The 25713-nt window shown below is 63.9% G+C and carries 19 protein-coding genes and 1 pseudogene; 9 read left to right on the top strand and 11 right to left on the bottom strand.

Features of this window, described 5'->3' with window-relative positions:
* Positions 1-26 precede the first annotated feature (26 nt).
* Complete coding sequence (locus tag IVB36_RS36510; protein WP_247294985.1) at positions 27-3356, bottom strand: adenylate/guanylate cyclase domain-containing protein; 3330 nt, start codon at positions 3354-3356, stop codon at positions 27-29.
* A 317-nt stretch (positions 3357-3673) separates the two neighbouring features.
* Entirely contained in the window at positions 3674-4189 is a 516-nt protein-coding gene (locus IVB36_RS36505) for a hypothetical protein (RefSeq protein WP_204512115.1), read from the bottom strand.
* A 570-nt stretch (positions 4190-4759) separates the two neighbouring features.
* Between IVB36_RS36505 and IVB36_RS36500 the strand changes: the two genes are divergently transcribed.
* A complete protein-coding gene (locus IVB36_RS36500) occupies positions 4760-5686 on the top strand; it encodes a catalase family peroxidase (protein WP_085361470.1) in 927 nt (308 codons plus the stop codon).
* Between the two features lie 2 nt (positions 5687-5688).
* On the opposite strand, the gene IVB36_RS36495 is transcribed toward IVB36_RS36500, so the two are convergent.
* The 7 genes from IVB36_RS36495 to IVB36_RS36465 all read right to left on the bottom strand — a co-directional run bounded on the left by IVB36_RS36495 (position 5689) and on the right by IVB36_RS36465 (position 14638).
* Positions 5689-6615 (bottom strand): AraC family transcriptional regulator, encoded by a 927-nt coding sequence (locus IVB36_RS36495; protein WP_085385352.1) that lies wholly within the window; start codon positions 6613-6615, stop codon positions 5689-5691.
* A gap of 270 nt (positions 6616-6885) precedes the next feature.
* Entirely contained in the window at positions 6886-8754 is a 1869-nt protein-coding gene (locus tag IVB36_RS36490) for an ABC transporter ATP-binding protein (RefSeq protein WP_204512116.1), read from the bottom strand.
* 9 nt (positions 8755-8763) lie between these two features.
* A complete protein-coding gene (locus IVB36_RS36485) occupies positions 8764-9690 on the bottom strand; it encodes a glyoxylate/hydroxypyruvate reductase A (RefSeq protein ID WP_204512117.1) in 927 nt (308 codons plus the stop codon).
* 13 nt (positions 9691-9703) lie between these two features.
* Positions 9704-11032 (bottom strand): FAD-binding oxidoreductase, encoded by a 1329-nt coding sequence (locus IVB36_RS36480; protein WP_247294987.1) that lies wholly within the window; start codon positions 11030-11032, stop codon positions 9704-9706.
* Positions 11033-11090: 58 nt separating this feature from the next.
* A complete protein-coding gene (locus IVB36_RS36475; RefSeq protein WP_085361475.1) occupies positions 11091-11966 on the bottom strand; it encodes an ABC transporter permease in 876 nt (291 codons plus the stop codon).
* A gap of 2 nt (positions 11967-11968) precedes the next feature.
* Positions 11969-12919: an ABC transporter permease gene (locus IVB36_RS36470; protein ID WP_204512119.1), complete on the bottom strand. Its 951-nt coding sequence runs from the start codon at positions 12917-12919 to the stop codon at positions 11969-11971.
* A 27-nt stretch (positions 12920-12946) separates the two neighbouring features.
* Entirely contained in the window at positions 12947-14638 is a 1692-nt protein-coding gene (locus tag IVB36_RS36465; RefSeq protein ID WP_085351879.1) for a peptide ABC transporter substrate-binding protein, read from the bottom strand.
* Positions 14639-14854: 216 nt separating this feature from the next.
* On the opposite strand from IVB36_RS36465, the gene IVB36_RS36460 reads away from it, so the two are divergent.
* Both IVB36_RS36460 and IVB36_RS36455 read left to right on the top strand, forming a co-directional pair.
* Entirely contained in the window at positions 14855-15487 is a 633-nt protein-coding gene (locus IVB36_RS36460; protein WP_018454100.1) for a cupin domain-containing protein, read from the top strand.
* A 142-nt stretch (positions 15488-15629) separates the two neighbouring features.
* Complete coding sequence (locus IVB36_RS36455; protein WP_247294990.1) at positions 15630-17489, top strand: ATP-binding protein; 1860 nt, start codon at positions 15630-15632, stop codon at positions 17487-17489.
* A gap of 176 nt (positions 17490-17665) precedes the next feature.
* Here IVB36_RS36455 and IVB36_RS36450 read toward each other — a convergent pair whose 3' ends face one another.
* Positions 17666-18685, bottom strand: a complete 1020-nt coding sequence (locus IVB36_RS36450; RefSeq protein WP_018454098.1) for an AraC family transcriptional regulator — start codon at positions 18683-18685, stop codon at positions 17666-17668.
* A 187-nt stretch (positions 18686-18872) separates the two neighbouring features.
* Between IVB36_RS36450 and IVB36_RS36445 the strand changes: the two genes are divergently transcribed.
* The 5 genes and pseudogenes from IVB36_RS36445 to IVB36_RS36425 form a co-directional block, all read left to right on the top strand.
* The gene (locus IVB36_RS36445; RefSeq protein ID WP_018454097.1) at positions 18873-19322 is read left to right on the top strand and encodes a cupin domain-containing protein; all 450 of its coding nucleotides are present in this window, start codon (positions 18873-18875) and stop codon (positions 19320-19322) included.
* 106 nt (positions 19323-19428) lie between these two features.
* Positions 19429-20919, top strand: a complete 1491-nt coding sequence (locus IVB36_RS36440) for an NAD(P)/FAD-dependent oxidoreductase (protein ID WP_085351881.1) — start codon at positions 19429-19431, stop codon at positions 20917-20919.
* A gap of 102 nt (positions 20920-21021) precedes the next feature.
* Entirely contained in the window at positions 21022-22095 is a 1074-nt protein-coding gene (locus IVB36_RS36435) for a hypothetical protein (RefSeq protein ID WP_018454095.1), read from the top strand.
* Positions 22096-22294: 199 nt separating this feature from the next.
* Positions 22295-22792 carry a hypothetical protein gene (locus IVB36_RS36430; RefSeq protein ID WP_231190411.1) on the top strand — a complete coding sequence of 166 codons (498 nt, stop codon included), beginning with the start codon at positions 22295-22297 and terminating at the stop codon, positions 22790-22792.
* A gap of 24 nt (positions 22793-22816) precedes the next feature.
* Positions 22817-23425 (top strand): annotated as a pseudogene (locus IVB36_RS36425) (YncE family protein); the annotation flags it as partial.
* A gap of 36 nt (positions 23426-23461) precedes the next feature.
* Here the strand turns inward: IVB36_RS36425 and IVB36_RS36420 are convergent.
* On the bottom strand, positions 23462-24256 hold the full coding sequence (locus IVB36_RS36420) for an ABC transporter substrate-binding protein (RefSeq protein ID WP_247394789.1): 795 nt from the start codon (positions 24254-24256) through the stop codon (positions 23462-23464).
* Between the two features lie 255 nt (positions 24257-24511).
* Between IVB36_RS36420 and IVB36_RS36415 the strand changes: the two genes are divergently transcribed.
* The gene (locus IVB36_RS36415; RefSeq protein ID WP_247294996.1) at positions 24512-25705 is read left to right on the top strand and encodes an efflux RND transporter periplasmic adaptor subunit; all 1194 of its coding nucleotides are present in this window, start codon (positions 24512-24514) and stop codon (positions 25703-25705) included.
* Positions 25706-25713: the final 8 nt, after the last annotated feature.

Genomic DNA, 25713 nt, shown 5'->3' with positions numbered 1-25713 from the left:
CGGCTAGCTAAACAAACCGCACGTGCCTAATGCACTTGCTTGAGCAGCTCTCTGGCTTCAACGACTTCGGGAAGATTGCGCTCCGCATCGAATTCAGCGAGCACGGGAGCGAGCACCTCGGATACCGCGCCCGCTCCGCCATTTGTCTTATGCAGGCGTGCAAGTCCAATGGCGCTGCGCAGCTCGAAAGTCTTCACCCGTTGGTGCCGTGCGATTTCAAGCGCTCGGCTTAGCGCAGTTTCGGCCCTGGCTAGGTCCGAAGGATCATGACGCAACAAAAGCTCCCCGTAGACGCGATGCAGCTCGGCATCAAGCCAATGCTGACCGGATTGCCCCGCCCATGCGATCAATCCGCTCAAGATTTCCAGCCCGTTTTCGAGTTGGCCCGACTCTGCATCCGCCATGGCGACATGCATCCCCCAAAACGGCTCACAGAGGTAGCAGTCATTCTCGTGCAGCAAGGTCCAGCCGCGACGCATTTCCGTTAGCCCGGCCATTCCGTCGCCAGCGCGCCACTTGGCCAGGCCATTCAGGTAAGTGCCGGCGGCCACATACAGCGGCATCGTGTGGTCGCGAGCGAGACCAAGCGCCAGGATCGTCTCTGTTTGCTGCAACATGCCCCCGCATAGTCCGTCGAACACAGCTCGATGAACAAGCGCATTGGCCTGAGAAAGCGCCCGTTTTTCTCCGGAAGCCCTTATCGCTTCCGCGGCGAGGCGGCGTGCGCGGGCGATCCTGCCAAGGGGCCAAAGCACCAGGGCAAGAAACCTCATGATCACGAATGGGAGATCCAGCGCCGAGCCCCTGAACGTCGCGGGATCCGGCTCGTCACCATAGATCTCTAGTGCCTTCTCAAGATGTAATCTCGCGTTCAAGTAGTCGCCCCCGAACCAGCAGGTAACCCCGCCCGTCCAATGTGCAACGACGGCGGCCACCGGTGAGGCCGGTCGCCGGTCAGCGGCGTTCACGATGGCATCCACCAGCGCCTGCATCGGCGCGAGTTCGCCGTGTGTCAGGCAGGCATTGAAGAGACCCGAATGGACCGGCGCAAGTTCAACCGGATCATTGATGTCGGCTGCGAACTGTCGGGCGCGCGTCCATGCGGCGACCGTTTCGGGAGCGCTGTGCCCGAGGCTGCCCCGTAATGCACGGCCATATGCGATTTGAAGATGTAGCCTACCCATCATCCGGTCGTGCTCATCGGGCAGGTCATCGGCGATGGCAATCGCCTTGCCGAGATGTGCAATCGCCTCGGAATAAGCGGAGCGTTTCAGCGCCTGCAGGCCCGCCTTGCGCCACCATTCGAGGGCGACCTCGTTCAGCCCCGCCTCAGTGAAGTGGTGTGCCAGAACTTCCGGCTCAGTCTCGGCGACGACTGGAAACTTCTCGCGCAGGACATCGCCGATGCGCTTGTGAAGCACCTGCCGTTTGCTCTTGAGCAGGCTCTCGTAGGCCGCTTCCTGAACGAGGGCGTGCTTGAAACTATAGTTTGCTTCGGGCGGAGCCCCGCGACGCACCAGCAGTTCGGCCTCTTCGAGTTGCGCTAGCGCAGCGCTCAGCGTCAGATCATCGCGTCCCGCCACATATCTCAGCAGCGCGTATGAAAAGTCGCGACCGATGGCGGCGCCTATCTGCGCTAACTCCTTGACGGGGGCCAGCCGGTCAAGCCGCGCCATCAGCGAATCCTGCAGCGTCGCGGGAATAGCGAGCGGCGGGAGCGGATTATCGAGACGATAGCGCCCGGCATCTTCGAGGAGTAGCCCGGACTCCAGCACCATCTTGGTCAATTCCTCGACGAATAGTGGGATGCCATCCGTCCTATCGATGATCTGCTTCATCATCTCGCGTGGCAGCTGGCGACCAACGGCCACCTGTTCGACCAGCGCGCGCGAGTCCCGCCGATCGAGTCGGTCGAGCCGCAACAGACTGACGTTGGCAAGGCCCGACCAGGAGGGCTCGAACTCTGGCCGGGATGTCATGAGCACGAGTATCGGCAGTCCTCTGATACGATCGACCGCGAGATCGAACAGTTCAAGTGTCGTGGCATCGGCCCAATGCATATCCTCGCAGATAATCAGCAGGGGTTGCTCTCGCGCCAACCCCTCAAGCTGATCCAGAAGGGCGGCAAATGTCTGTCGCCGCTGCTGCGCCGGGCTCAAAGCCAGCGGCGGACAATGGTCGCCGGTGGGAATCGAAAGGAGAGCCGCAATGAGCGGTGTCGCTTGGGCGACCTGCTGTGTTCCAAGCGACAGCATTGCCTCGAGCTTGTCGAGCTTTTGCCCAGGCGTGTCGTGCGACCGGATGCCGGCGGCGCGCTCGAGCTGCGCGACAAAGGGATGGAGCACACTGTTGGTATGGTAGGGCGAACACTGATATCGCACCCGGCGGTGCGCCCCCAACGAGGGGCTTTCGGACAGGGTTGCGACAATGCGCGACTTGCCGATGCCCGCTTCGCCAGAAATCAATACCATCTGGCCCTGCCCCTGCCATGCCAGCCGCTGGCGCGAGAGAGTGAACTCGATCTCGTCCCTGCGGCCGACAAAACCGATCGAGCGTACCGCGCGGACCGCCTCGAAGCGACTCTCGGATGCGATCGCCCCCTCCACCGCCCAGACTGCGATTGGTTCGGCTATCCCCTTGACCTCACGGCGGCCGAGATTGCGAAACGTGAAGAGATCACCAAGCAGCCGGCGCGTCGACGAAGCAACGACGACCGCGCCCGGTTCCGCCAGGCTCTGGAGCCGAGCGGCGAGGTTTGGTGTGTCGCCGACGGTTGCCTGCTCCTCTGATGCATCTCCACTGATGAGGTCACCGACCACCACAAGCCCTGTCGCAATTGCGATGCGCAGTTCAACCCGTTCGTCGGCGCCCGTTTTGAGCTGCCCAATTGCGGAGATAGTGTCGAGGGCAGCTCGTACTGCGCGCTCCGCATCATCCTCATGCGCGCGAGGATAGCCGAAATAGACGAGTATTCCGTCGCCAACGAACCTGGCTATCCTGCCGTCATAAGCGGCAATGACGCTCGCGCAGGCGGCGCGGTAGGCCCGGATCACTTCCCACATATCCTCGGGATCGAGACGCGCCGAGAGCGCGGTCGAGCCGACCAGATCGCAAAACATAACGGTGAGGTGGCGCCGCTCGGCGTCCTGAGGAGGGGTCGGCGATGCGATCAACGCGGCTGGATCGAGGTCGGCAATAGCACGCAGCATTTTGCGGCGATGGCCTAGCAGGACTCCGAGCTTTTCAAAGTCCTCGTCCATCAGTTCGGGGAGGACGCCCACGTCGATTCCATTCTGGGCAAAACGCTCTGCGTATTGCCCAAGCCCCAGTTTCTCGAGCCACTCCGCAATCTGCATTGGCTCCACCGATCGTGTGGTTGGCGGTTAGCAGGATTTTGGACCACGGCGCGGGGACGATATCCCAACACCGCCATGATGGCACGTCTTGTTTGTTGTGCGATAATTTAGGTTACTCAGTACCGACACGGCTTCCAAGCCGGGTCGCCGCCCGATGCGAACGACTGCGCTACCAAAAATCGTCTTCCCGCAGCGTTGGACGACAGAGGTTGCGATGAGTGGTCACTACTCACTCCGGACCTGAAATCGAATCCAACACTGCGGCTTGTGCACTCGTCATGACGCCAAGCAGACGTTCTTGCGTGAGGACAATTCCTTCATTGCTTGTCCATGCGCGCTTCGTAGTTGCGAGCCATCATGCCCGCCGCAACTTGGAGCGAGGAACCAACCACCCAACAGCCGGCAACAAAGGTTATCAGGCCATTGGCTGGGTTTTGATCAAGGACAAGGATGCTGACGGACAGAGTTGCGGCAATCGCGGCGCCGAACGTTCCAGCCGCACTCATGATCTCAGCCGGCTCGGAACCATTCCACTCTTCCGAGTTGCTCGAGATCGACTTCCGCGCGACACTGCGAGACAAATCAATTCCGACATAATAGCTGAGAGCTCCATAGAGCATCGTTATCAGCACGATCCAGCCGCTTTCAAACAGTCCGCCTTTCTCACGCAACAGGGTCGCACCCACATAGAGGCCACAGGAGGCCCCAACGGCTGCGAGCCCAATTCTTTCAAGAAGATGGGCCGACCTGATCAGACCGGAACGAGCGATCCGAAGATTGCCGGAGCCCCTCGTTAGGGAAAATGCGCTGGAAACTGCATCACTAATTTTCATTGGGGGTCTCCTTCTTAGGTAAGTAGCGGCCTACCGGCCGACCCCGAATAGAGGCAGCCTCGTGGACGCGTTTTGCGATTGCCTTGATTCCAATTTCTGAAAAATCTGTGCTGAGTGATGGGGCTGGCTTGCTCGTGAGCAAGACGAGAGCCAATCCAAAGCTGCGAGCACGCGGCTACGCAGGCATTGCATCTCACCCGTGTCGGTCAGTTAGGTCCGGGTGCGGCAATTTCTTGCGGGAGTGATAGCTCGAAAGAGAGTGATGAAATATGAGACGGTTCACATAACGCGGTTCCCCGTCGCTCTATCCGATCACAATTTCCGGAGGACAAGTCTGCATCGTCGCGAGACCCGGGAGCACGGGAGCACGGGAGCTGAATCAGTAAACAAGTTGTCCCGCGTCTCGCCGACATCAGATCTATCCCCTCATACCGTGTTTCGTGCACGTGAATTCCTGAAGCGCGAGCAAGCAATCAGCAGGATCGGACAAGGCAGCGCGGCTTTAGGAAAGACGCCGGCGCTCCGCCAGCCCTAACACACGGACATGCCGCTTTTGCCGGAGGCCAAGCCATGTCCGAACTTCCCACCCCCGCTGCAACACCCGCCGCGGTCGTCGATGCATTGAAGGCGGTCGCAGGCAATCCGCCGAAGGTGCGCGCGAGCTTCGCCAAGGGTCGATGTGTGCGCGGGACCTATGCCCCGTCCGACCGCGCGGCAGAGATTACGCGATCGCTGAGCTTCACAAAACCGTCGCGCGTGCTGGCGCGCTTCTCCGTCGGCGGCGGCAATCCCGGGGTGACCGACACCAACAACCTCGTGCTGCGCGGCTTCAGCTTCAGGCTGGGCGACGACGCCCATCGCTCGGACATCCTGACGGAAACCGCTCCGGTGCATTTTGCACGGACGCTCGACCAGATGCTCGCCTTCCTCGAGGCGCGCATTCCGGGTGCGGACGGCAAGCCTGACATCGAGAAGGTCCGGGCCTTTTCGGCAGCCAATCCTGAAACACTGAACCAGGCGAATTACGTCGCGGCACGCCGGCTGCCCGGCAGCTTTGCCGGCACGACCTATTGGGGCGTGCACTCCTTTCCCGCGACGAACGCGAAGGATGAGACCCGCTTCATCAAGTTCAAGGTCTCGCCGGTCGGCGGCGACGTCACCTTGAGCGAGGACGAAGCGAGGGCGAAGTCGGCCGATTTCCTGCATGACGATCTCGCGCGGAGGATCGTAGCCGGCGACGTCCGATTCAACGTGATGGCCTTGCTCGACCGTCCCGGCGATCCCACTATGGACGTGACCCTGCGATGGCCGGACGAGGACAACCGTGAGCAGGTGCGGCTGGGGACGATCGTCATCACCAGCCTCGAAGCCAACGCGGCCTGCGACGGCTCCATCTTCAATCCAGCCAATCTTGCCGACGGCATCGGCCATCCGCCGGACGAGATTTTTGCGGCGCGCCGCACGGCCTACACGATCTCGCTGGCGAAGCGTCGGTAACTTCAAGTCTTGTCCCGTCCACCATCCGTTTCTCGGCGCCATGCGCCCGGACTGACGCCGACGATGGACGAGAACACCCGCGTGAAATGGCTCTGATTGGCAAATCCGGCCGAGATGGCAATCTCGGATAACGGCAGGTCGCGGACTGTCATCAGTTGCTTGGCCGCCTTGACGCGCTGTTGGAGCAGCCATTGATGCGGCGGCAGGCCGGTGGAGATCCGGAATGCGCGTGAGAAGTGGCTGACTGACAGGCCAAGCTCGGTCGCGATCAGCTGCAGCGCGATCTTGCCCGAGAGATCGGAATCGAGCCGGTCACACGCACGCTTCACCTGCCATGGCGCGAGACCGCCGCGGCTCGGTTCCGCGGCCGGCTTCAGCCCACCATAGGTCTGGGCGACATGGGCGGTGAGCGCGAGCATCATGTGATCGACGAAAAGCTGGTTGGTCTCGTCGGGCCGACACAGTCCTTGCCGCAACGAGGCACCGACATGTCGAACGACCTCGTCGTCATGACCGACACCGGGCTCGTAGCTGAGCTCGCCTACGCGCGGCCCGCCCGGTTGCCTGGCAACGCTGTTGAGCGCCGAGCGCGGCAAATAGAAGAAGAGCGAGTGAAACGGCTTGTCGATCACATAGCGCGGGTCACGCTTGAGGTCGTACAGATAAGTCGCACCTGCGCGAACATCCGCCTTGGTGACACAGCGGCCCTCCTCCCAGCATTCGCAATCCGGATAGTCGCGGAGTTTCAGGCTGAGGAGATAGGCATCTTCCGCAGCCAGCGATCCGGAAATATCCGGTGTCGGATCGTCGTTGCGGACTTCGGTGACCGCGAGCTCGGCGCTGTGCAGCGAACGCGTGATCAGGACCGGTGCTTGCTTGGAGCGAAGGCCCTGCCCGAGCCTCTGCCCGTAGACGCCTGCTTGTGTCATTCTAGTAAATCCATCCGTAAAGGCACGTCTTCGCCGGCCTTCCCGAGATCCGCGCATTATCGGAGATCGCCGGCCGACGGTCCAGCTGCAGCGCATAACACGAAGCTGGCGCGGCCAGCCGTCGCACCGGGCCGTGCCGCGATGATTTCATTGTGATTTCAGCGTGATGTCACCGGCCTGGCGTCGCGAAGGACACCACCGTTGACCTGCCCGGCAGATCGCGGGGCGACTTCATCGTGCATTTTGGAAATAATTTGCGGCCTGCGCACGTCAGTTGGACCATTCCTCGCCCCAGAGCTGGACGACATGGCCCGGCGACACCTCACGAAATTGACGCACGGGCGGCTGGTAATCGGGCGCGCGCACCGGGCTTCTGATCTCGTCATTCGTGGCCTCGCGCCTGGTGCCGCGGCGCGCTGGATCGGGCACTGGCACGGCCGCCATCAGCTTCTTCGTATAGGGATGCTGCGGATTTCCGAACAGGGCCGCGCGTGGACCGGTTTCGACGATCTCGCCGAGATACATCACCGCGACGCGATGGCTCATGCGCTCGACCACCGCGATATCGTGGGAAATGAAGAGATAGGCAAGTCCCATGCTGGCCTGAAGGTCCAGCATCAGATTGACGACCTGCGCCTTGACCGAAACGTCGAGCGCCGAGACCGCTTCGTCCGCGACGATCAGCTTCGGTCCGAGCGCGAGCGCGCGGGCAATGCAGATGCGCTGGCGCTGGCCACCGGAGAATTCGTGCGGAAAGCGCGCGGCCATGTCGGCGGTGAGACCAACGCGGACAAGCAGGTCGGCGACCTTCTCCCGTGCCTGCGACGCCGTGACGAGCCCGTTGGCGAGCAATGGGGCCGCAATCGCCGTTCCCACCGACATGCGCGGGTTGAGGCTCGCGAACGGATCCTGGAACACGATCTGCATCTGCTTGCGAAAGTCACGCAAGGTGCGGGCATTCATCGCCAGCACATCCTGCCCGTCCACCAGAACGGTGCCGCTGTCCGGCTCCGTCAGCTTGAGAATGGAGCGGCCCGTCGTCGACTTGCCGCAGCCGGATTCGCCGACCAGCGCCAGCGTCTCCCCGGCGCGCAAGGTGAAGGAGATGTTCTCGACCGCATGGACGCGGCCCGAGACCTTGCCGAACAGGCCCGAGCGGATTGGAAAGCGCGTCGTGAGGTTGGAGACCTCGAGCAGCGGTCGCTCGGCAATCGAGACCGTATCGGGCGTCTCCGCCGGCTCGTCAGAGGTCCCCGTCACCTTGTCGACGGTCGGAAAACGCATCGGCCGCGTCCGCCCGTCCATCGAGCCGAGGCGTGGCACGGCCGCGAGCAGCGAGCGGGTATAAGGATGCGAGGGTGAAGCAAAGATGCGCGCGGTCGCATCGGTTTCCACTGCCTGGCCGCCATACATCACCACGGTGCGGTCCGCGATCTCGGCCACCACCCCCATGTCGTGGGTGATGAAGAGGATCGACATCTCCTCTTCCTGCTGAAGCTCCTTCAGAAGCTCCAGGATCTGGGCCTGGATCGTGACGTCGAGCGCGGTGGTCGGCTCGTCTGCGATCAGCAGCCTCGGCTTGCAGGCCAGCGCCATCGCGATCATTACGCGCTGGCGCATGCCGCCGGAGAAGCGATGCGGATGCTCGTGGAAGCGCGATTTCGCCGCAGGTATCCGCACGCGGTCGAGCAGGCATATGGTCTCGACCTCCGCCGCCGCGCGCGACAGGCCGCGGTGCTGGATCAGTGCTTCCGCAATCTGGAAGCCGATGGTCAGCACCGGATTGAGGCTCGTCATTGGCTCCTGGAAGATCATGGCGATTTCGTTGCCACGAACATCCTTCATGCTCGCTTCGGGCAGCGTCAGCAGGTCGCGACCGGCAAGCCGGACGCTGCCTTCGACGCGGCCGTTCTCCTTCGGAATGAGCCGCATGATCGAGAGCGCAGTGACGCTCTTGCCCGAACCGGACTCGCCGACGATCGCCACGGTTTCCCGCGAGGCAATATCGAACGACACGTCGCAGACGACGGGAATCCATCGCCGCTCACGCAGGAAGGACGTCGTCAGGCCGGAAACCGACAGCACCGGCGACTGCGCGTTGGCAGCGATTTGATCAGCTCCGCTTGCGCCCATGCTCATGCCAGTGTCCTAATAGCCGCGACTACGATCGACACGCCCCGGCAATTCTTCACCGCGGCGGTGGCGCGCAATCACATCCAGCACGAAATCGACCGCCGTATCCGGCGTCGTCATGCTGGCATTGTGCGGCGTGACCAGGATGCGCGGATGGCTCCAGAAAGGGTGACCCGCAGACAGCGGCTCCGGCTCGGCGACATCGAGGACAGCACCCGACAACGCGCCGCTGTCGAGCGCCGCGAGAAAGTCGGCTTCGACCAGATGCGGGCCACGCCCGACGTTGACGAGCGACGCGCCGCGCGGCAGGCGCGCGAACAAGTCCGCATTGAGGATGCCGCGGGTCTCATCCGTCAGAGGCAACAGGCAGACGAGAATGTCGGTCTGCGCAAGGAAATCCGGCAACGTCCCCATGCCCGTATAACAGGTGACGCCGTCGATCTCGCGCATCGATCGGTTCCAGCCGAGTAGTGGAAAGTCGAAAGCCGTGAGGCGTTCGAGCACGGCCTGGCCGAGTTGGCCGAGACCCATCACGCCGACGCGCCGCCGCTTCGCCGGCGTGATCCGGATCTCGCGCCAGACCTGCGCCTTCTGCTGGGCGATGAAGTGCAGGAGATCGCGATGCAGGGCGAGCACCGCCATGGTGACGTATTCGACCATGGTCTCGGCGATGCCAGGCTCCAGCATGCGAACGAGCGGAATGTGCGCTGGAAGTTTTTTCGCGTCGAACTGATCGACACCCGCACCGACCGAGAAGACCAGCTCGAGATTTGGGAAAGTCGTCGCGATGTCGTCGGGCGGCACCCACGCCACGAGATAGCGGATGTCGGCGGGATCGCCGATGTCGGGCCAGAGCCGGAATGGCACATCGGGCGCGCGCTCGGCGAAGAAGCCCGCCCATTCAGCGCCCCGAACCATGTTGGCCTTGTAGAGAACCGTCATGCCGCCAAAACTCTCAGAACGGGCTGACCGGCGCGAGCCGGCGGCCGTCGATCAGGCGCTTGTGGCTGTAGGCCGCGGGATCGACCAGCGGCGTCGCGCCCGTCACGATGTCCGCCGCGAGCTTGCCGGCCGCAGGACCGATGCCAAAGCCGTGGCCGGAGAAGCCGGTGGCAAGGAAGAAGCCAGGCATGGCATCGACCGGCGAGATGACCGGAATGGTATCCGGCGTGCAGTCGATCGTCCCGCCCCAGGCTTCCGCGATCTCGATGTCCTTCAATTCAGGGTTCGACTTGATCAGCGAAGCCAGCGCGGCATTGACCAGCGACATGTCAGGCGCGGGATCGCGCACCCGCTCGGTCTCGAATGGCGACGGCTTGTCCAAGCTCCAGTTCGTGCCGCGCATGAGCTGGTCGAAGAAGGATTTGCCGAACGACAGTTTCAACCCATTCTTGCGATGCAGATAGGTCGGCCAGAAAGTTCGCGCGTACCGGAACAGATCAGGCGACAGTTCGACCGTGCCGCGGTTGCGTAGCGCCAGGGTAAAGCCGCCGTCGAGGCGGCGGCGGATGCAATAGAAATCGGTGCCGAGCGCACCGGAGGTGATCTCCGGCCCCGGCGTGGTCCGGCACGCGGTCGCATTGACGAGGCCGATCGGCAGCTCGATGCCGTGGCGACGGCAGAATAGCGACGACCAGGCGCCGCCGGACAGCAGCACCGATTGCGTGCGAACGGTGCCCTTCTCGGTGACGACGGCGCTCACCCGTCCACCTTGCGTCTCCAACCCACGCGCGGCGCAGCCCTGATGAATCGTGACGCCGTGCTTTCGCGCGGCGGTCGCAAGCGCCGGCACGGCCATTGAGGGCTCGGCGCGCCCGTCGCTCGGCGTGTGCAATCCGCCAACCCATGTCTCGGCATTGCCGGGCAGGCGCTCGGCGACCTCCGCCGGCGTCAGCACGGTCGAGTGAACCTGCATCTCGCGCGCCGTTGCGGCCCATCGCTCCCAGCTGGCGAGCTCGTCCTTGCTCTTGGTCAGGAACAGCACGCCGGTACGGCGGAAGCCGGCATCGACGCCGGCATCGTTTTGCATGTCTTCCCACAGCCGCAGCGCCTCGCGGGCCAGCGGGATCTCCTCACGCGCGCGGCCCTGCTGGCGGCACCAGCCCCAATTGCGGCTCGACTGCTCGCCGCCGACATGGCCCTTCTCGACCAAGGCGACGGAGAGGCCCTTCTTTGCGAGATGATAGGCCGCGGAGACGCCAATGACGCCGCCGCCGATGACGACGACATCCACCTGCGCTGGCAGGCGCTCGTCACTGTTTATGCGGGTGAGCGGCGGGGACATGGGAAACTCCAGATATTCAGTTCGATCGAGACAGCTCGGCTCGTCGCTAGTTTGCAGATCATGGGATGTTCATCCGCGGATCGAGCGCGTCGCGCAGGCCGTCGCCGAGGAAGTTGAAGCTCGTCACCGCAAGCGTGATGGCGAGGCCCGGTGCAATCGCGAGCCAGGGCGCGCTGGTGAGATAGATCTGCGCGTTATTGAGCATGTTGCCGAGGCTCGCGGCCGGCGGTTGGATGCCGTAACCGAGATAGCTGAGATAGGATTCGAGCAGAATGGCCTTGGCCACGTTCAGCGTCGCCGCCACCACGATCGGCGCGATCGCATTGGGTACGAGCTCGCGGAACATGATCCGCAGATTCGACGAGCCGAACGCGAGTGCAGCAACCGCAAACTCGCGCTCCCGCAGCGAGCGCACCTGGGCCTCGACGACGCGGGCCACCCACATCCAGGCGGTTGCCGCGATCAGCACGGTGGTGGTGATGAAGCCGGGCTCGATGAGCGCCGCGAGCGCAAGCAGCAGGAAGATGGTCGGAAAGCAGAGCATGGCATCGACGAGCCGCATCAGCACCGCGCCGACCACGCCGCCATAGAAGCCGGCGAAGGCCCCGACGACGATGCCCACCGCCATCGCCATCACCATCGCGACGAAGCCGATCGACAGCGAGACGCGCGCGCCCATCATCAGCCGCGCCAGCACGTCGCGGCCGAGTTCGTCGGTGCCGAGGATGTGCGCGCCCGACAGCGGCGGTGCGAACCGCTTCATGATATCGATGTAGGTGTCGTCGAACGGCAGGAGGTACGGGCCGAATGCCGAACCGAGAACAAGGACGAGAATGATCACCGCGCCTGCAAGTGCAAGCCGGTGCCGACGAAATCGCCGCCACGCGGCCTGGCCGGGTGCGGGTTGAGCGCTGGACAAGTCTACGGTCGTCATCCCTAGCCCACCCGGATGCGCGGATCGACGACCGCATAGAGGATGTCGGCCAGCAGCGACCCGATCAGCACCATGATCGCCGAGAACATCAGAATGCCCATCACCACGGGATAGTCGCGATATCCGATGGAATCGAGGAACAGCCGGCCCATGCCGGGCCAGGTGAACACGGTTTCAGCGACCAGCGCACCACCGAGCAGCGTCGGAAACTGAAGGCCGCCCATCGTGATCATCGGCAGCAGCGCGTTACGCAAGGCGTGAACCGTAAGGATTCGCCATTCCGGCATGCCCTTGGCGCGCGCGGTGCGAATGTAGTCCTGGTTGATGACTTCGAGCATCGAGGAGCGCATGAAGCGGCCCCACATCGCGGTCTCCACCAGCGCCAGCACCAGCGCCGGCGCAATGAGATGATGGAGCAGATCGAGCAGGGAGCCATCGCCGACGGTCTGCCGGTTGCCGGCCGGCAGCCAGCCGAGCTTCACCGAGAACACATAGATGGTGACGAGGCCGAACCAGAAGGTCGGGATCGACAATGCGATCATGGCGCCGACGGTTGCGAGCGAATCGAACAGCGAATAGCGGCGCAGCGCACCGAGCACGCCAATCCAGCAGCCGAGCAGCACCGCGATGATGGTCGCAGTCGCCATCAGTTCCAGCGTGGCGCCGAGATGCGACGAGATCACCGCCAGCACCGCCTCGCCGTCACGATACGAGCGGCCCCAATCGCCCCTCAGCATCCGGCCGAACCAATCGAGATACTGGATCGGCAGCGAACGATCGAGGCCGAGTTGCCGCGTGACGCGGTCGAGATCCTCCTGCGTCATCTGCGCGGACGCCGCGAATTGCGAGAGCGGACCGCCGGGCGCCAGATGCAGGATGGCGAAGCCGATCGCGGACACGATCACCAGCAGCATGATCGCCTGCGCCAGGCGATTGGCGACGTAACGGGCCATCTCAGGCGATCTCGCGCGCCTGAACCATCAGGCCCAATACCATTCGCGAATGTTCCAGCAGTTGATCGACATGTTGATGTTGGGACGGAAGCCTTGCAGCCCTTCCTTCACACCTTCGGCGATGAAGCCCTGGAACAGCGGCAGGATCGCGAGGTCGTCGCGGATGAGCTTTTGCAGAGCGCCATAGGTCGTCTTGCGCTGCGCCAGATCGAACTGCTTGGCACCTTCGGCGAGAAGCCGATCCGCCTCCGGGTTGCGATACTGATAGGTGTTGTAGCCGCGGCCACCTTTGGCAGGAATGGCGCCGGAGCCGAAGCGGGGCGTCACGTCGGGGTCGCTGCCGAGCATGAAATTCACTCCCACGATCACCGAATTGAATTTCGATTGCTGCCAGAAGTCGCCCCAGATCACGGCGGCCGGCATGTTGTTGACGCGCATCGCGGCACCGATCGCGCGCCAGTCCTGGATCAGCAGCTGCTGGGTCTGCTCACGCACCGCATTGCCCGACGTCGTTGAATTGGTGAATTCGAGCTTGACGCCGCCTTTCTCGCGCACGCCGCCGGCGCCGCGGACCCAACCGGCCGCATCGAGCAGCGTGTTGGCCTTGGCCGGATCGTATTTGTGCTGCGGCAGTCCCTGCTGGAACGACCAGGCCTGTTGCGGCACGAAGCTTTCGGTCTGCGTCGGCAAGCCGTAGTTCAGCGCGTCGATGATCGCCTGCTTGTTGATCGCGAGATACAGCGCCTCGCGCACCGTGCGGTCCGCCAACGCGCCGAACTCCAGATTGGGCGCGATGTGCTCCACCGACGACGTGGATGAGACGAAGATCTTGCGGCCCTTCAGCGTCTTCGCTTCCTGCACGAAGTTCGGCAGAATGCCTTGCAGGCCGGTGTAATCGACCTGGCCGGTGCGGAACTGGGTGTAGAGCACGGTCAGGTCTGGAATGTATTTGAACACCACGCGCTCAACGTAGGGTCCCTTGGCGTGATAGCCGGTATGGGCATTCAACTGAATGTGGTCGCCCGGCACGCGCTCGCCCCAGCGGAACGGTCCGGTGCCGACAGGCGCATTGTGGAACGGCGAGGCGTTCGGATCGGTCACCTTCTCCAGGATGTGCTTGGGCACGATGAAGGTCAGCGATCCCAGGATCGACATATAGGGCGAATAGGGAGCTTCCATGCGCCAGTGAATCTCGTCGGGCGCGACGATCTTGATGTCCTTGACGAGACTATGGCCGACGCGGCTGCGCGCGCGAAAATCGGGGTTGTTGATCAGCTCGAGCGAGAACTTCACGTCCTCGGCCGTGAACGGCGTGCCGTCGTGCCATTTCACGTCGCTGCGGAGCTTGATCTTCCAGGTCAGGCCGTCGGCCGAGAGGCCGCCATTCTCGACCGTCGGGACTTCGCGGGCGAGGTCGGGAACGAACTTGCCGTCGGGATCGATGAACCAGAGCGGCGAGAACACCTGCCACCAGATGCCCTGATCGACTTCGATGCCCGGCATCAGGGGATGAAAGACCGTCGGCTCCTGCGACAGCGCCGCGATCACCTGTCCGCGCGGCTTGTCCGGCGGATTGGTCGGGCGTTCTGTCTGCGCAAATGCGTTGCCCGATAGCGTCCATCCCGCCGCGGCGCCGGCCCCGAGCTGAAAGATCTGACGGCGATTCGGATTGCCGAGATGCAGTGCCCCAACGCCGAACTTCCCGGTGTCGTCCGCCATGACCACTCTCCGTTGTCGCACGCGGCACCGTCTCCCGGGCCCCGAGACCCCGGCAAAGGGACAGGAATGGGCTTTAGTGCTTCTAAATTTTCTATCAAAAGTTCATCACGACTAAATACAGCTGTCAATCATATTGCTAGGATGCGCGACCTTTTCACTCCGACTGAAGCTCCGGAACGTCATTGTCCGGGCTGAGATGATGCATGGGAGAGCGACATGGATGGTCGCGGCGAGATCAACGATCCGAAGGATGCCCCGCCGACCGAAGCCGACGATGCCGTCGACCAGCGCCTCGGCGAGACCGTGCGGCTGCTGCGGCAGCGCGCGGGCCTGTCGATCCAGGACGTCGCCAAGAAGACCGGCCTCTCCAACGGCATGATCAGCCAGCTCGAACGCGCGCGCGCCATGCCGTCGATACGCACGCTGCGCCTGCTCAGCATCGCGCTCGACGTTCCCATCTCCTATTTCTTCGAGACCACCGATCCCGCCGACGTGCAGCGCTATATCGTGCGCAAGAACGGCCGGCGCCTGCTGCGGCTCACCGCCAGCGGCGTCGTCAAGGAAGCGCTGACGCCGGCAGACAAAGGCCAGCTCGAATTCTACGAGCTCACGCTCAATCCCGGCGCCTCGTCCGGCACCGACTTCCTGCAGCACACCGGCGAGAAGGCGGGCTACATCCTCTCAGGCAGCCTGCGGCTGTGGCTCGACAACCAGGCCCATCTGCTCGACGCCGGCGACAGCTTTCGCTTTCCGAGCATCGTGCCGCACATGTTCGACAACCCGACCCAGCAGACGGCCCGCGTGATCTGGGTGACGACGCTGCGCCAGACCGATTCGCCGGCAGGTTGAAAGCGCCGCCAGCCCGGCACCACCGCAAATTGCCCCTCGACGCTGCCGCGCGGAATCTGTAGCTCACATCTGTAGCTCACGTGGAGCCGGTCATTGACAGGGCGGACACGAGGGTCTGCCACTGACGCGTTGGTGTGAGACCATGAAACTCAGGCGGCTTCTGACACTCGCGATGGCCGCGCAGGTCATCGTGACCGCGGCGGCTCTCCTCGTCTCCTATGCCGCGACCGGAACCGGGTTCGGCATTGCCCAGATCGTCGCCATGCTCGCAAGCGGCGCCATTGCGGTCCTGCTCGCTCGTCTGTGCACGCGCGCGATCGAAACGGCGCAGGAAAAACGGGCCGCCGCGCTACTGACCGAGCAGGCGCGGGCCAGCGCACAGATGACGCAAGCGGTCATCAAGACCGCGCTCGATGCCTTCGTTCAGACCGACCAGAACGGCATCGTGCTGGAATGGAGCCTTCAGGCCGAGGCCCTGACGGGATGGACGCACAAGGAGGCGCTCGGCACGGACGTCGTCAATCTCCTCATCGCCGAGCCGCTGCGCGACGGCTTCAGGCAACGCATGATGCGGCTGCTGCCGGAATTGTCGGATACGCCGATCGGCATCCGGTTCGAAGCGACCCTGCTGCACCGGGACGGCGACGAGATCCTGATCGAGGCCTCCAGCACGGCGCTCCACATCGGGGGGCGCACCCTCATCAACAATTTCGTCAAGGATGTCACCCAGAAGCGCGCCGCCGAGGAGCAGCTGATCCAGGCCCAGAAGATGGAGGCGATCGGTCAGCTCACCGGCGGCATTGCGCACGAATTCAACAACATGCTCACCGTGATCACGGGCACGATCGAGATCCTCGCCGACGCCGTGAAGGATAATCCGCCGCTCGCGACCATCACCAAGCTGATCAGCGACGCCGCCGATCGCGGCGCCGCGCTGACGTCGAGCCTGTTGTCCTTTGCCCGCAAGCAGGCGCTCAAGCCGGCCGAGAGCGACATCAACGAGCTGCTCGAAGAGCTCGCAAAGCTGCTGCTGGCAACCTTCGACAAGAAGATCGAGATCGTGACCCGGCTCGACGGCAACATTTGGCTCGCCCTCGTCGATCGCGGCCAATTGAGCTCGGCGCTTCTCAACCTCGCGATCAACGCCCGCGACGCGATGCTGGACGGCGGCAGACTGACGTTGACGACGCGCAACGTCGTGTTCGGCGTCCGCGAGGCCGTGGCGGTCGGGGCCGGCTATGCCGGCGACTATGTCGAGATCGAGATAGGCGATACCGGCACTGGCATTCCGCCGGCCATTCTGGAGCGGATCTTCGATCCCTTCTTCTCGACCAAGGACATCGGGAAGGGCACCGGGCTCGGGCTCAGCATGGTGTTCGGATTCATCAAGCAGTCCGGTGGCGGAATCAAGGTCGCTTCCGAAGAAGGACGCGGCACGACTTTCACGATCTATCTGCCGAAGGCGGAGGCGAGCACGCTTCGCCCCACCGGCTATGACGAGCGCAAGGTCGTGGGCGGGACGGAAACCATTCTTTGTGTCGAGGACGACCGCGACGTCCGCCAGTACGTCACGGTTCAGCTCGAAAGCCTCGGCTACAAGGTCATCTCGGCCGCCAATGCAGCCGAGGCACTGGCCATCGCGGCCGAAGGCACGCCCTTCGACCTGCTTTTCACCGACATCGTGATGGCCGGCAGCTTGAACGGACGAGAGCTCGCCGACGAGATGGTGGCATCGCGCCCCTCGCTGCGGGTGCTCTTCACGTCGGGCTATGCCTACGACGCCCCGCATGCGCAGGGGCGCGCCACCAAGGGCGCACCGCTTCTGACAAAGCCCTACCGCAAGGCCGAGCTCGCGCGCATGCTGCGCCGCTCTCTCGACACCGCTGTCGACGACGCGGGCGATCCGATCCCGACGCCCTATTCCGTGCAGGCCGATCTCGAAGGCTTTCTGCGCAGGCAGGCGGCTGAACGCGATGGCGCGACAAGGTCGCGGAAGACCTAGGCCATCCGCTGCGAATTCCAACGCGGGTGGCATGGTTGAATGGTCAATCAACGACAAGCTAAAAGACTGCGACGATCAGTATTGCTGGGGCGATGTTACTCAGGCGACGACGTTCAAATGATGCCGCGTCTTCGCGCCGCGCGCTCCCCAACCGACATCGGGAAGCCGCCGGCGCATCAGCTCATCTTCCGCCGCAGCGTCGCTGACGGCGTCTCGCCGAATTTTTCGCGATAGGCGCCGGCCATGCGGCCGAGATGGGTGAAGCCGAGATCGAAGGCGATCTCGGTGATCGAAGTGTCCAGCTCGGCTTGCGTGAGCCGGGTGTGGAGATTGGCGAGGCGCATGTCGAGCAGCATCTGCGAGATCGACACGCCGAAATGACGGCGGAAACCGAGCTGTAGCGCGCGGATGCCGATCCCGGACTCACAGGCGAGGTGCGCAACGTCGAGCGGCTCGCAGGCATTCGCCGCGAGGCAGTCCCGCGCAGTGTGCAGCGCGCGCGGCAGACGCTCGCCCTGGCCCGAGAACGTTCTGATCGCGTCGGACAGGCCGTGCCGCTGGCCGTCGAGGAGGTAATGAAGCAGCGCCTCGCGCCAGCCCGCGGTCGCGACCGGTGAAAGCCTGCCGGACGGTCCGAGACCTTCGGCGAGCATCATCAGCTCGACGAGCTTCGCCGCGAGGCCGCGCGCGGCCGGCACGTTCAGGTCGAGCGTAGGGTCGAACTCGACCGCGCCGGTCGCCCTGCCCGACAATGCCGCTGCGCGCTGCTCGACCATGCGGCGGTCGAGCAGCAGGATCGCTTGCGCCGACTCGGTCCAGATCATCCGGGTCGGGATGGTCGGCGACAACAGCGACGCCGTCCGTTCCGGCGCTGTGTCGAGTTCGCGGGTACCTGCGCGGATACGGGCCGTGCCGGCGAGCGGGATCTGCACCAGGAAGAAGCGGTCGAGGCAGCCGGGATCGATGGTGACGGATCCGCCATAGGCGACATAGTTGATGGAAAAGCCGTCGAAGGCGGCACAATTGTGCCTGGCCGAGAAGCCCGACCTCCGCATCGGCGTCAGATCATGCGGGCAGAAGATGCGCCCGACCTGCTCGGCCGCCTCGTCGGCGTCGTCGGTGGTGACGCGGGCGAAAGCCGCGAGCCTTTCGGCCGCGGATCGAGGCGTGCTCATTTCCAGCTCGGCTGCGGACATCGCCGACCACGCTTGGCATCACGGAATATTTTAAACCTATAATAGTTCCCCGTCCCCGGAAAGAGCCCTGTCGCAAAAACGTCGTGCCGCACGGCACAGGACGTGTCCGGATTCGTTTAGCGGATAGACAGCAGCCCGCGCCTGACCGAAGCTCCACCCTCGTCGGGATCCACGATGGAGGCGAGCCATGACTGCACTCGAGAAGGGCATTACCGCGAACGGCACGGGCTATGGCGGCAAGACCTGGAATATTCTGGGCCAGGTCTATTTTCCCAAGGCCGTCACCGATTCCACCTTTGCCTTCGAGACCAACAGCGAGCCGGGCCAGTTCGTGCCAGTGCACATCCATCCGACCCAGGACGAATTCATCCTGGTGCAGGAGGGCACGCTCGACCTCAAGCTCGACGGCAAATGGGTCAAGGCCAACGCCGGCGATCTCGTGCGCCTGCCGCGCGGCATCCCGCACGGCTATTTCAACAAGTCCGACAAGCCGGCCCGCGCGCTGTTCTGGGTCTCGCCGATGCAGAAGCTGGAGGCGCTGTTCAACCAGCTCCACAATCTGGCCGACCCCGCCGAGGTCGTGCGCATCTCGGCCCTGCACGAGGTCGACTTCCTGCCGCCTGAAGCCAACGACTAGGCGGCCGCCCCACTCCCATTTCTGTTTCGTCGCAGGTCCAGCGGCGGCGCAGCGCGGCCGAACGCGGCCTGCTGTGCCCAGAACATTCGAGCTCGCGAGCAATCCCATGGTCAACCCAAAGCATGTCTGCGTGATCGGCGCCGGCGTCTCCGGCCTTGCCGCCGCAAAGGCGTTCTCGACCCGCGGTCACCGGGTCACCATCATTGAACGCAGCGCCGATCTCGGCGGCGTCTGGGAGCCGGCGCGCTCCTATCCGGAGGTGCAGACCCAGAGCCCGAAGGAGCTCTACCGCTACACCGACCGCGCCATGCCCGAAGCCTATCCGGAATGGCCGACCGGATCGCAAGTCCACGCCTACCTCGCCGACTACGCACGAATTTTTGGCCTCGACCGTATGCTGCGTTTCAACACCAGCGTGTCGGGCATGGCGCGACGCGCCGACGGCAGACCAGGCTGGACGCTCGCGCTCTCGGACAAGAGCGGCGCCAGCACAGCTGAGGATTTCGACTTCGTCGCGGTCTGCACCGGACAGTTCAACGAGCCGCGGGAGCTGCACTGCCCAGGCGAAGACGGCTTTCTAGCACAGGGCGGGCAGATCCTGCATTCATCGAAATACAACGATCCTCAAGTGGTGAAAGGACGGCGCGTCGTCGTGCTCGGCGGATCGAAATCGGCAACCGACATCGCGGTGAACGCCGTGAAAGCGGGCGCGCGTGAGGTGACGATCGTGATGCGCGAGCCGGTCTGGCGCATTCCTTATTTCATCGGCGGTCTCGTGAACTTCAAGCGCATCCTCTACATCCGTGCGCAGGAGGAGATGTTTCCGGGCTGGGGCATCGGCGCGATGTCGCGCCTTGCGCATCGCATCGCAGCACCGTTCGTCTGGGCAAACTGGCGCGGGCTGGAAAGCCTGTTGAAGGCGCAGCTCAAGCTGAAGCAATGCAACATGGTGCCGAAGGAGCGGATCGAGGACGGAGTCAACTGCTCGGTGCCGATCGCAACACCCGGCTTCCATCCGATGGTAGCCGACGGCCGCATCAAGGCCGTGTTCGGCAGCTTCGATCATTACGACGGTGACACCATCGTGATGAGCGGCGGCGAGCGCGTGGCGGCCGATGTCGCGGTGCTCGCGATCGGCTACAAGCTCGGCGTGCCATTCCTGCCCGCCGCGTACCAGGCAAAACTGGTCGATGCGGATGGGCAGTACCGGCTCTATCGCCTGATCGCCAATCCCGACCTGCCGGAGCTCGGTTTCGTCGGTTTCAACTCCTCGTTCTGCACCGTGCTCTGCGCCGACCTCGCCGCCAACTGGCTGGTCCGTTACGCCGACGGACAGCTCGCACGCCAGCCGACCGCGCAACAGATGCGCGACAACATCGAGATGATGCTGCACTTCAAGCGGGTCGAACGGCCGGCTGCGGGCGTCTATGGCGGCCTCTGCGTCGCGCCCTATCACTACCGTCACTTCGACGAGCTGATGGCCGACATCGGCGCCAAGGAGCAGAAGCGCGGCGGGCTCGCGGGCCACTTCCGGCCGCCGGACGCGGACGCCTATGCGCGGTTTCTCGCCTCCGCGCCGGATTACCAAGCGGCGTGAGGCCGCGAATTCGGGCCGAGTGGGATTTGCCGCTCGCCAGCCCTCGCCTCCGATGCTTACGATCCCCTTGGCCATCGAATCGACAGGCCCAGGGAACCGGCCATGAGAGCACGACATCGCGCCGCCGCAGTCATAACGGCGCTTGGGCTGATCCTTGCGACCTTCGTCCCGAGCCTGGCGCAAACGCTCACGGCCAGGCAATCGGAGGCGGTTGCGACCTACGAGCGTGCGCTCGGCGATTTCAAAGCGATTCTCTCCGAGCGGCGCCGCCAGATCGACGCCAAACAGCCGCTGCCGAACCTGCCGGGCCAGGCGCTCTATCTGGCACGCGTCGCCGTGATCAGTGCTTACAAGGATCTCACCGACGTCATGCCGTCGCGGACCGGCAGGCCCAACAAGTTCGAGATCCCGCCGGCCTATTTCGATGCCGACATCGAACCGCTGGTGGACGAATACTCAAAGCTGTTCGAGATCATGGAAGCGCCGCCGGCCGGCGCGCAGAACTCGGCGACACCGTTCAAGGACGTGGTGGATCTCGCGGTCGCGATCGCACGCGCCAAGGGGTTGGCGCCTGACCACGCCGAAGCCGCGGGCCGGATCAGTCTGGGGCTGTTCTTCGCCGAGACCAACGGCAAGCAGAACGTCCGCAACGGGCGCTCGAACACCTATATGGGCAGCTTCCAGACCGGCCCGTCCGAGGACCGCAACGGCCATAGGAAATGGGACGCCATCAAGGGCGAGATCGCGGCCGCCGATCCCGGGTTGAGCGCGCGCGACGACAAGGAGGAGGCGCGGGCCCGCGGCACCGATCATCGCTTCAATCACTGGACCAACGTGCGCGACGGCCTGATGAACGCGCATGCGGATATTTTCCGGGAGATCCCAGGAATCGTGAAGACGCTGCCCGACCCGATCGACCAAATGAAGCTGTTCGAGCTGATCCAGATCGTTCCCACGCCGACGCGGGCGGCGCTCAGGTCCGGCGATCTCCTGAACTACAGGGTGTCCAGTCCGACGATCATGAAGCACCTGCGCAACAACAGCATCTTCGCATTCGGACAGGCCGACCGGGCGCGCACCTCGGCAAGCTTCCGGGAAATCCTTGGCGCGATGTGGCTGTTCAAGCGGAAGTTCGAGAAGGCGATGGCGAAATACGCGGAGATCAAGCCACGCTGAGGGGCCTCGCCGCGTGGCACGCGACTGAGAGGCTAGCTCCCGCCTTGTAGCCGTCCGTCGGCGTCTTCAAAGGCAAACGCTCGCCACCTGGTCATTGCGTCCTGCGCCCGGTGCATTTAGCTTCTCCGGACAAGAACAAATCTCGGGGGGACATATGACAGCCGCTCTTCGCAAGCGCACGCGCCGTGCCGCATGTGCTTTGATCTCAACATCCCTGGCGGGCCTCGCCAATTTCGCCGCGCACGCCGAGATCGTCGTCACGGCCAATGACGGCAAGATGGTGCTCGAGAACGGCAGCGCCCTGGTGCGCAAGCAACCACTGCCGGACACGGTGAGCGTCATCGACTTCACCGACGGTGCCTTGAAACTTCTAGGCGAGGTGCCCGCCCCGGCCAGCGTCGTCGGACCGCCGCCGAGCGTGGCAATTGCGCCGGATGGCGCGTTCGCCCTCGTTACCGGCGCGATGAAGCTCGATCCCGCGGATCCGACCAAGACGGTGCCCGACGACAAGCTTTCGGTCATCGACCTGAAATCCACGCCGCCCAAAGTACTGGCGACCTTGCAAGCCGGCGCGGGCGCTGCCGGCGTTTCGATCAACCGCGCGGGCACGCTGGCGCTGGTTGCGAACCGCAGCGAAGGAACGGTCTCGGTCTTCACCATCAGCGGGGGCACGCTTGCGCCCGTCGGCAAGATCTAGCTCGGCGACGCCAAATCAGGCCCCAGCCACGCGGTCTTTTCCCATGACGGCGCGACCGCGCTGGTCACGCGCGACGGAGACAGCAAGATCTCGCTTCTGACTGTGGACGGGAGCAAGGTCGAGTACGCCAAGCGCGATCTCTCCGCGGGCATCCGCCCCTACGACATCGATGTCACCGGCAGCGCCGCCGCCATCGTCGGCAATGTCGGCGCCAGCAGCGGCGACAACGACTCGATCAGCCTGATCGACATGACGGCGAAACCGATCCGCGTCGTCACGACAGTCACCGTCGGGCAGACGCCGGAAGCCGTGAAGATGTCCCCGGACGGCAACTACGTGGCCGTGACCGTCATGAACGGTTCGAACAAGCCGTCGGCGTCGCCGTTCTTCAACGATTTCGGCCTGCTCAAGGTCTACAAGATTTCGGGCACTGACCTTACGCCGGTGACGGAAGCGAAGATCGGCCATTGGTGCCAGGGCATGGTGTGGTCCAAGGAGTCCAAATATGTCGTGGCCCAGTGCATGGTCGAAAACGAGCTGATCGCCTTCTCGTTCGATGGCAAGGCGCTGAACAAGACATCCACGCTCAAGATGCAAGTGAGCCCCGCGGGCATCCGCACCGCGGAGCCGTAGGGCCGGAGCGCGGCGCAGTCATCCTGCGCCGCCGTCCTATTCGGTGCAGATCGGCGCGTCCTTCAGGCCATTGCTGTCGTAGGCCTTGCGCAAGGTGCCATTCGTCACCGCCTCGTTCATGAATTTGGTGACGAAGGTCAGCGCTTGGGGGTGGCCGAGCGGTACAGCGACCGCCGTGACGGTCTTCTTGAAGGTCTCGTCGAGCACGCGCGTGCCCGGGATCTTCTGCGCCATCTTGTTGAGCTGGTCGCGCGACAGCGCAAACGCATCGATCTGGCCGCTGCTGAGGAGGCCGAAGATCTCGTCATAGGTCTGATAGCCCGTGACCTTCGCATTCTTCAGATGCGCGGCCGCGCCGCGCATCGTGGTCGTGGCGTTCACGGCCGCGACCTTGATGCCCCCCTGATCGAGCGTGGCGAAATTGGTGACGTTCGAGCCTGATTTGACGATGTAGGTGGCGTCCGCGACCTCGTAGATCGGGCCGAACATCATCCTGCTCTCGCGCTCAGGATCTTTGGGCAACCAGGTGACGTCCCAGTTGCCGTTCGATGCCGCGTCAGTGATCTGCCCTGAATTCTGGTACACGACATATTCAACGGGCACGCCGAGTTGCCCGGCCATCTCCCTGCCGAGATCGACCGGCACGCCGGCATAGCCGTCTCCGGTCTTGGTGGACCAGAACGCGCCGCCAGCCAGGCTGATCGCAATCGCGACCCGCAGCTTGCCGGTCGGTGCGATCTCGTCCTTAAGTCCATCGCCTAGCGCGGGCATGACGACCGCCGCTGCGAGAATGAGGCCGGCAAGGACCGACTTAAGGACCGACGTGGGCATGTCATGATCTCCCGACCTTTTCTTCTTGTATTCTTCTCTTGTTCGTCCCGACCGCTTCGCGCGCCGTCGCTCGGCCTGTGACATAGTTCTGGTCGATCGGGTGCGCGATAAAAAGCGGTTTGTGATGGCAAAACTGCCAAAGGCCACAGCGCGGTCCGCAGCGCAAGGCCGACGACTGCCATGGCTATGGTGTTCCACGTCCGGGCATTTGTTGGTAGCCTCCCGCCTCGATAGACAGCAACCGGGGGCCACCGAATGACCTGCGCGAATCCCGCATCTCCCGCACGGCGCAACGAAGCGTGGAGACATGTCGGGCAGGCACTGGCCGCCGCGATGGCCGTGGCCGCGCTCGCCGGCTGCGAGGACAAGAACAGTTTCGTCGCTCCGCCGCCGCCCAAGGTGGACGTCGCCGCGCCGGTGCAGCGCCCGGTGACGCGGTATGTCGAGGCCACCGGCAACACCGCGCCGTTCAAGAATGTCGATCTCGTCGCGCGCGTGCAGGGATTCCTGCAATCGATCGACTACCAGGACGGCGCCTTCGTCAAGCAGGGCACCCAGCTGTTCACGATCGAGCCCGAGACCTACAAGCTCAAGCTCGACCAGGCGCGGGCGGCCGAGGCCGGCGCGCAGGCCTCAGTCCGGCAGGCGGAAGCCGACTACAAACGGCAGGCTGAGCTGGTGCAGCGCCAGGCCGTCTCGCAGGCCACGCTCGACACCTCGACATCGACGCGCGATAACGCGCAGGCCAATCTCCAGCAGGCCGAGGCCAACACCAAGCTCGCCCAGGTCAACTACGGCTACACCAACGTGACCGCGCCTTTCGACGGCATCGTCAGCGCTCACATGGTCTCGGTCGGCGAACTCGTCGGCGTCTCCTCTCCAACTCAACTCGCGTCCATCGTCGCGATGGACCCGATCTATGTGAATTTCACCGTCAACGAGCAGGACGTGCTGCGCATCCGTGCCGAGGCCGCCCGCCGCGGGCTCACCGCCGCAGACATGAAGCAATTTCCGATTCAAGTCGGTTTGCAGACCGAGGCCGGTTATCCGCATGAGGGCAAGCTTGACTATGTCGCCCCGACCCTCACCCAGTCGACGGGCACGCTCGCAGTGCGGGGCCTTGTCCCCAACGACAAGCGGGTGCTGCTGCCCGGCTATTTCGTCCGCGTTCGCGTGCCCTTCACTCAGGAGAAGGACGCCCTGCTCGTGCCCGACACCGCGCTCGGCAGCGATCAGGGCGGCCGCTATCTCCTCGTCGTCAATGGCGACAACGTTGTCGAGCAGCGCAAGGTGCAGATCGGTCCCGTGGACAACGGTTTGCGCGTGATCGAAAGCGGCTTGAAGCCGGATGATCGCGTGGTGATCGCAGGGCTGCTGCGGGTGATTCCGGGCCAGAAGATCGAGCCGCAGGTGACGAAGATCGAGCAGCCGCAGGCGTCTGCCAAGTAAGTAGGAGC

It is taken from the genome of Bradyrhizobium sp. 35 (assembly GCF_023073215.1).
Taxonomy (GTDB): domain Bacteria; phylum Pseudomonadota; class Alphaproteobacteria; order Rhizobiales; family Xanthobacteraceae; genus Bradyrhizobium; species Bradyrhizobium canariense_D.
Note: the sequence above shows the minus strand (reverse complement) of the source record. Positions and strands in the feature narration are given on the sequence as shown.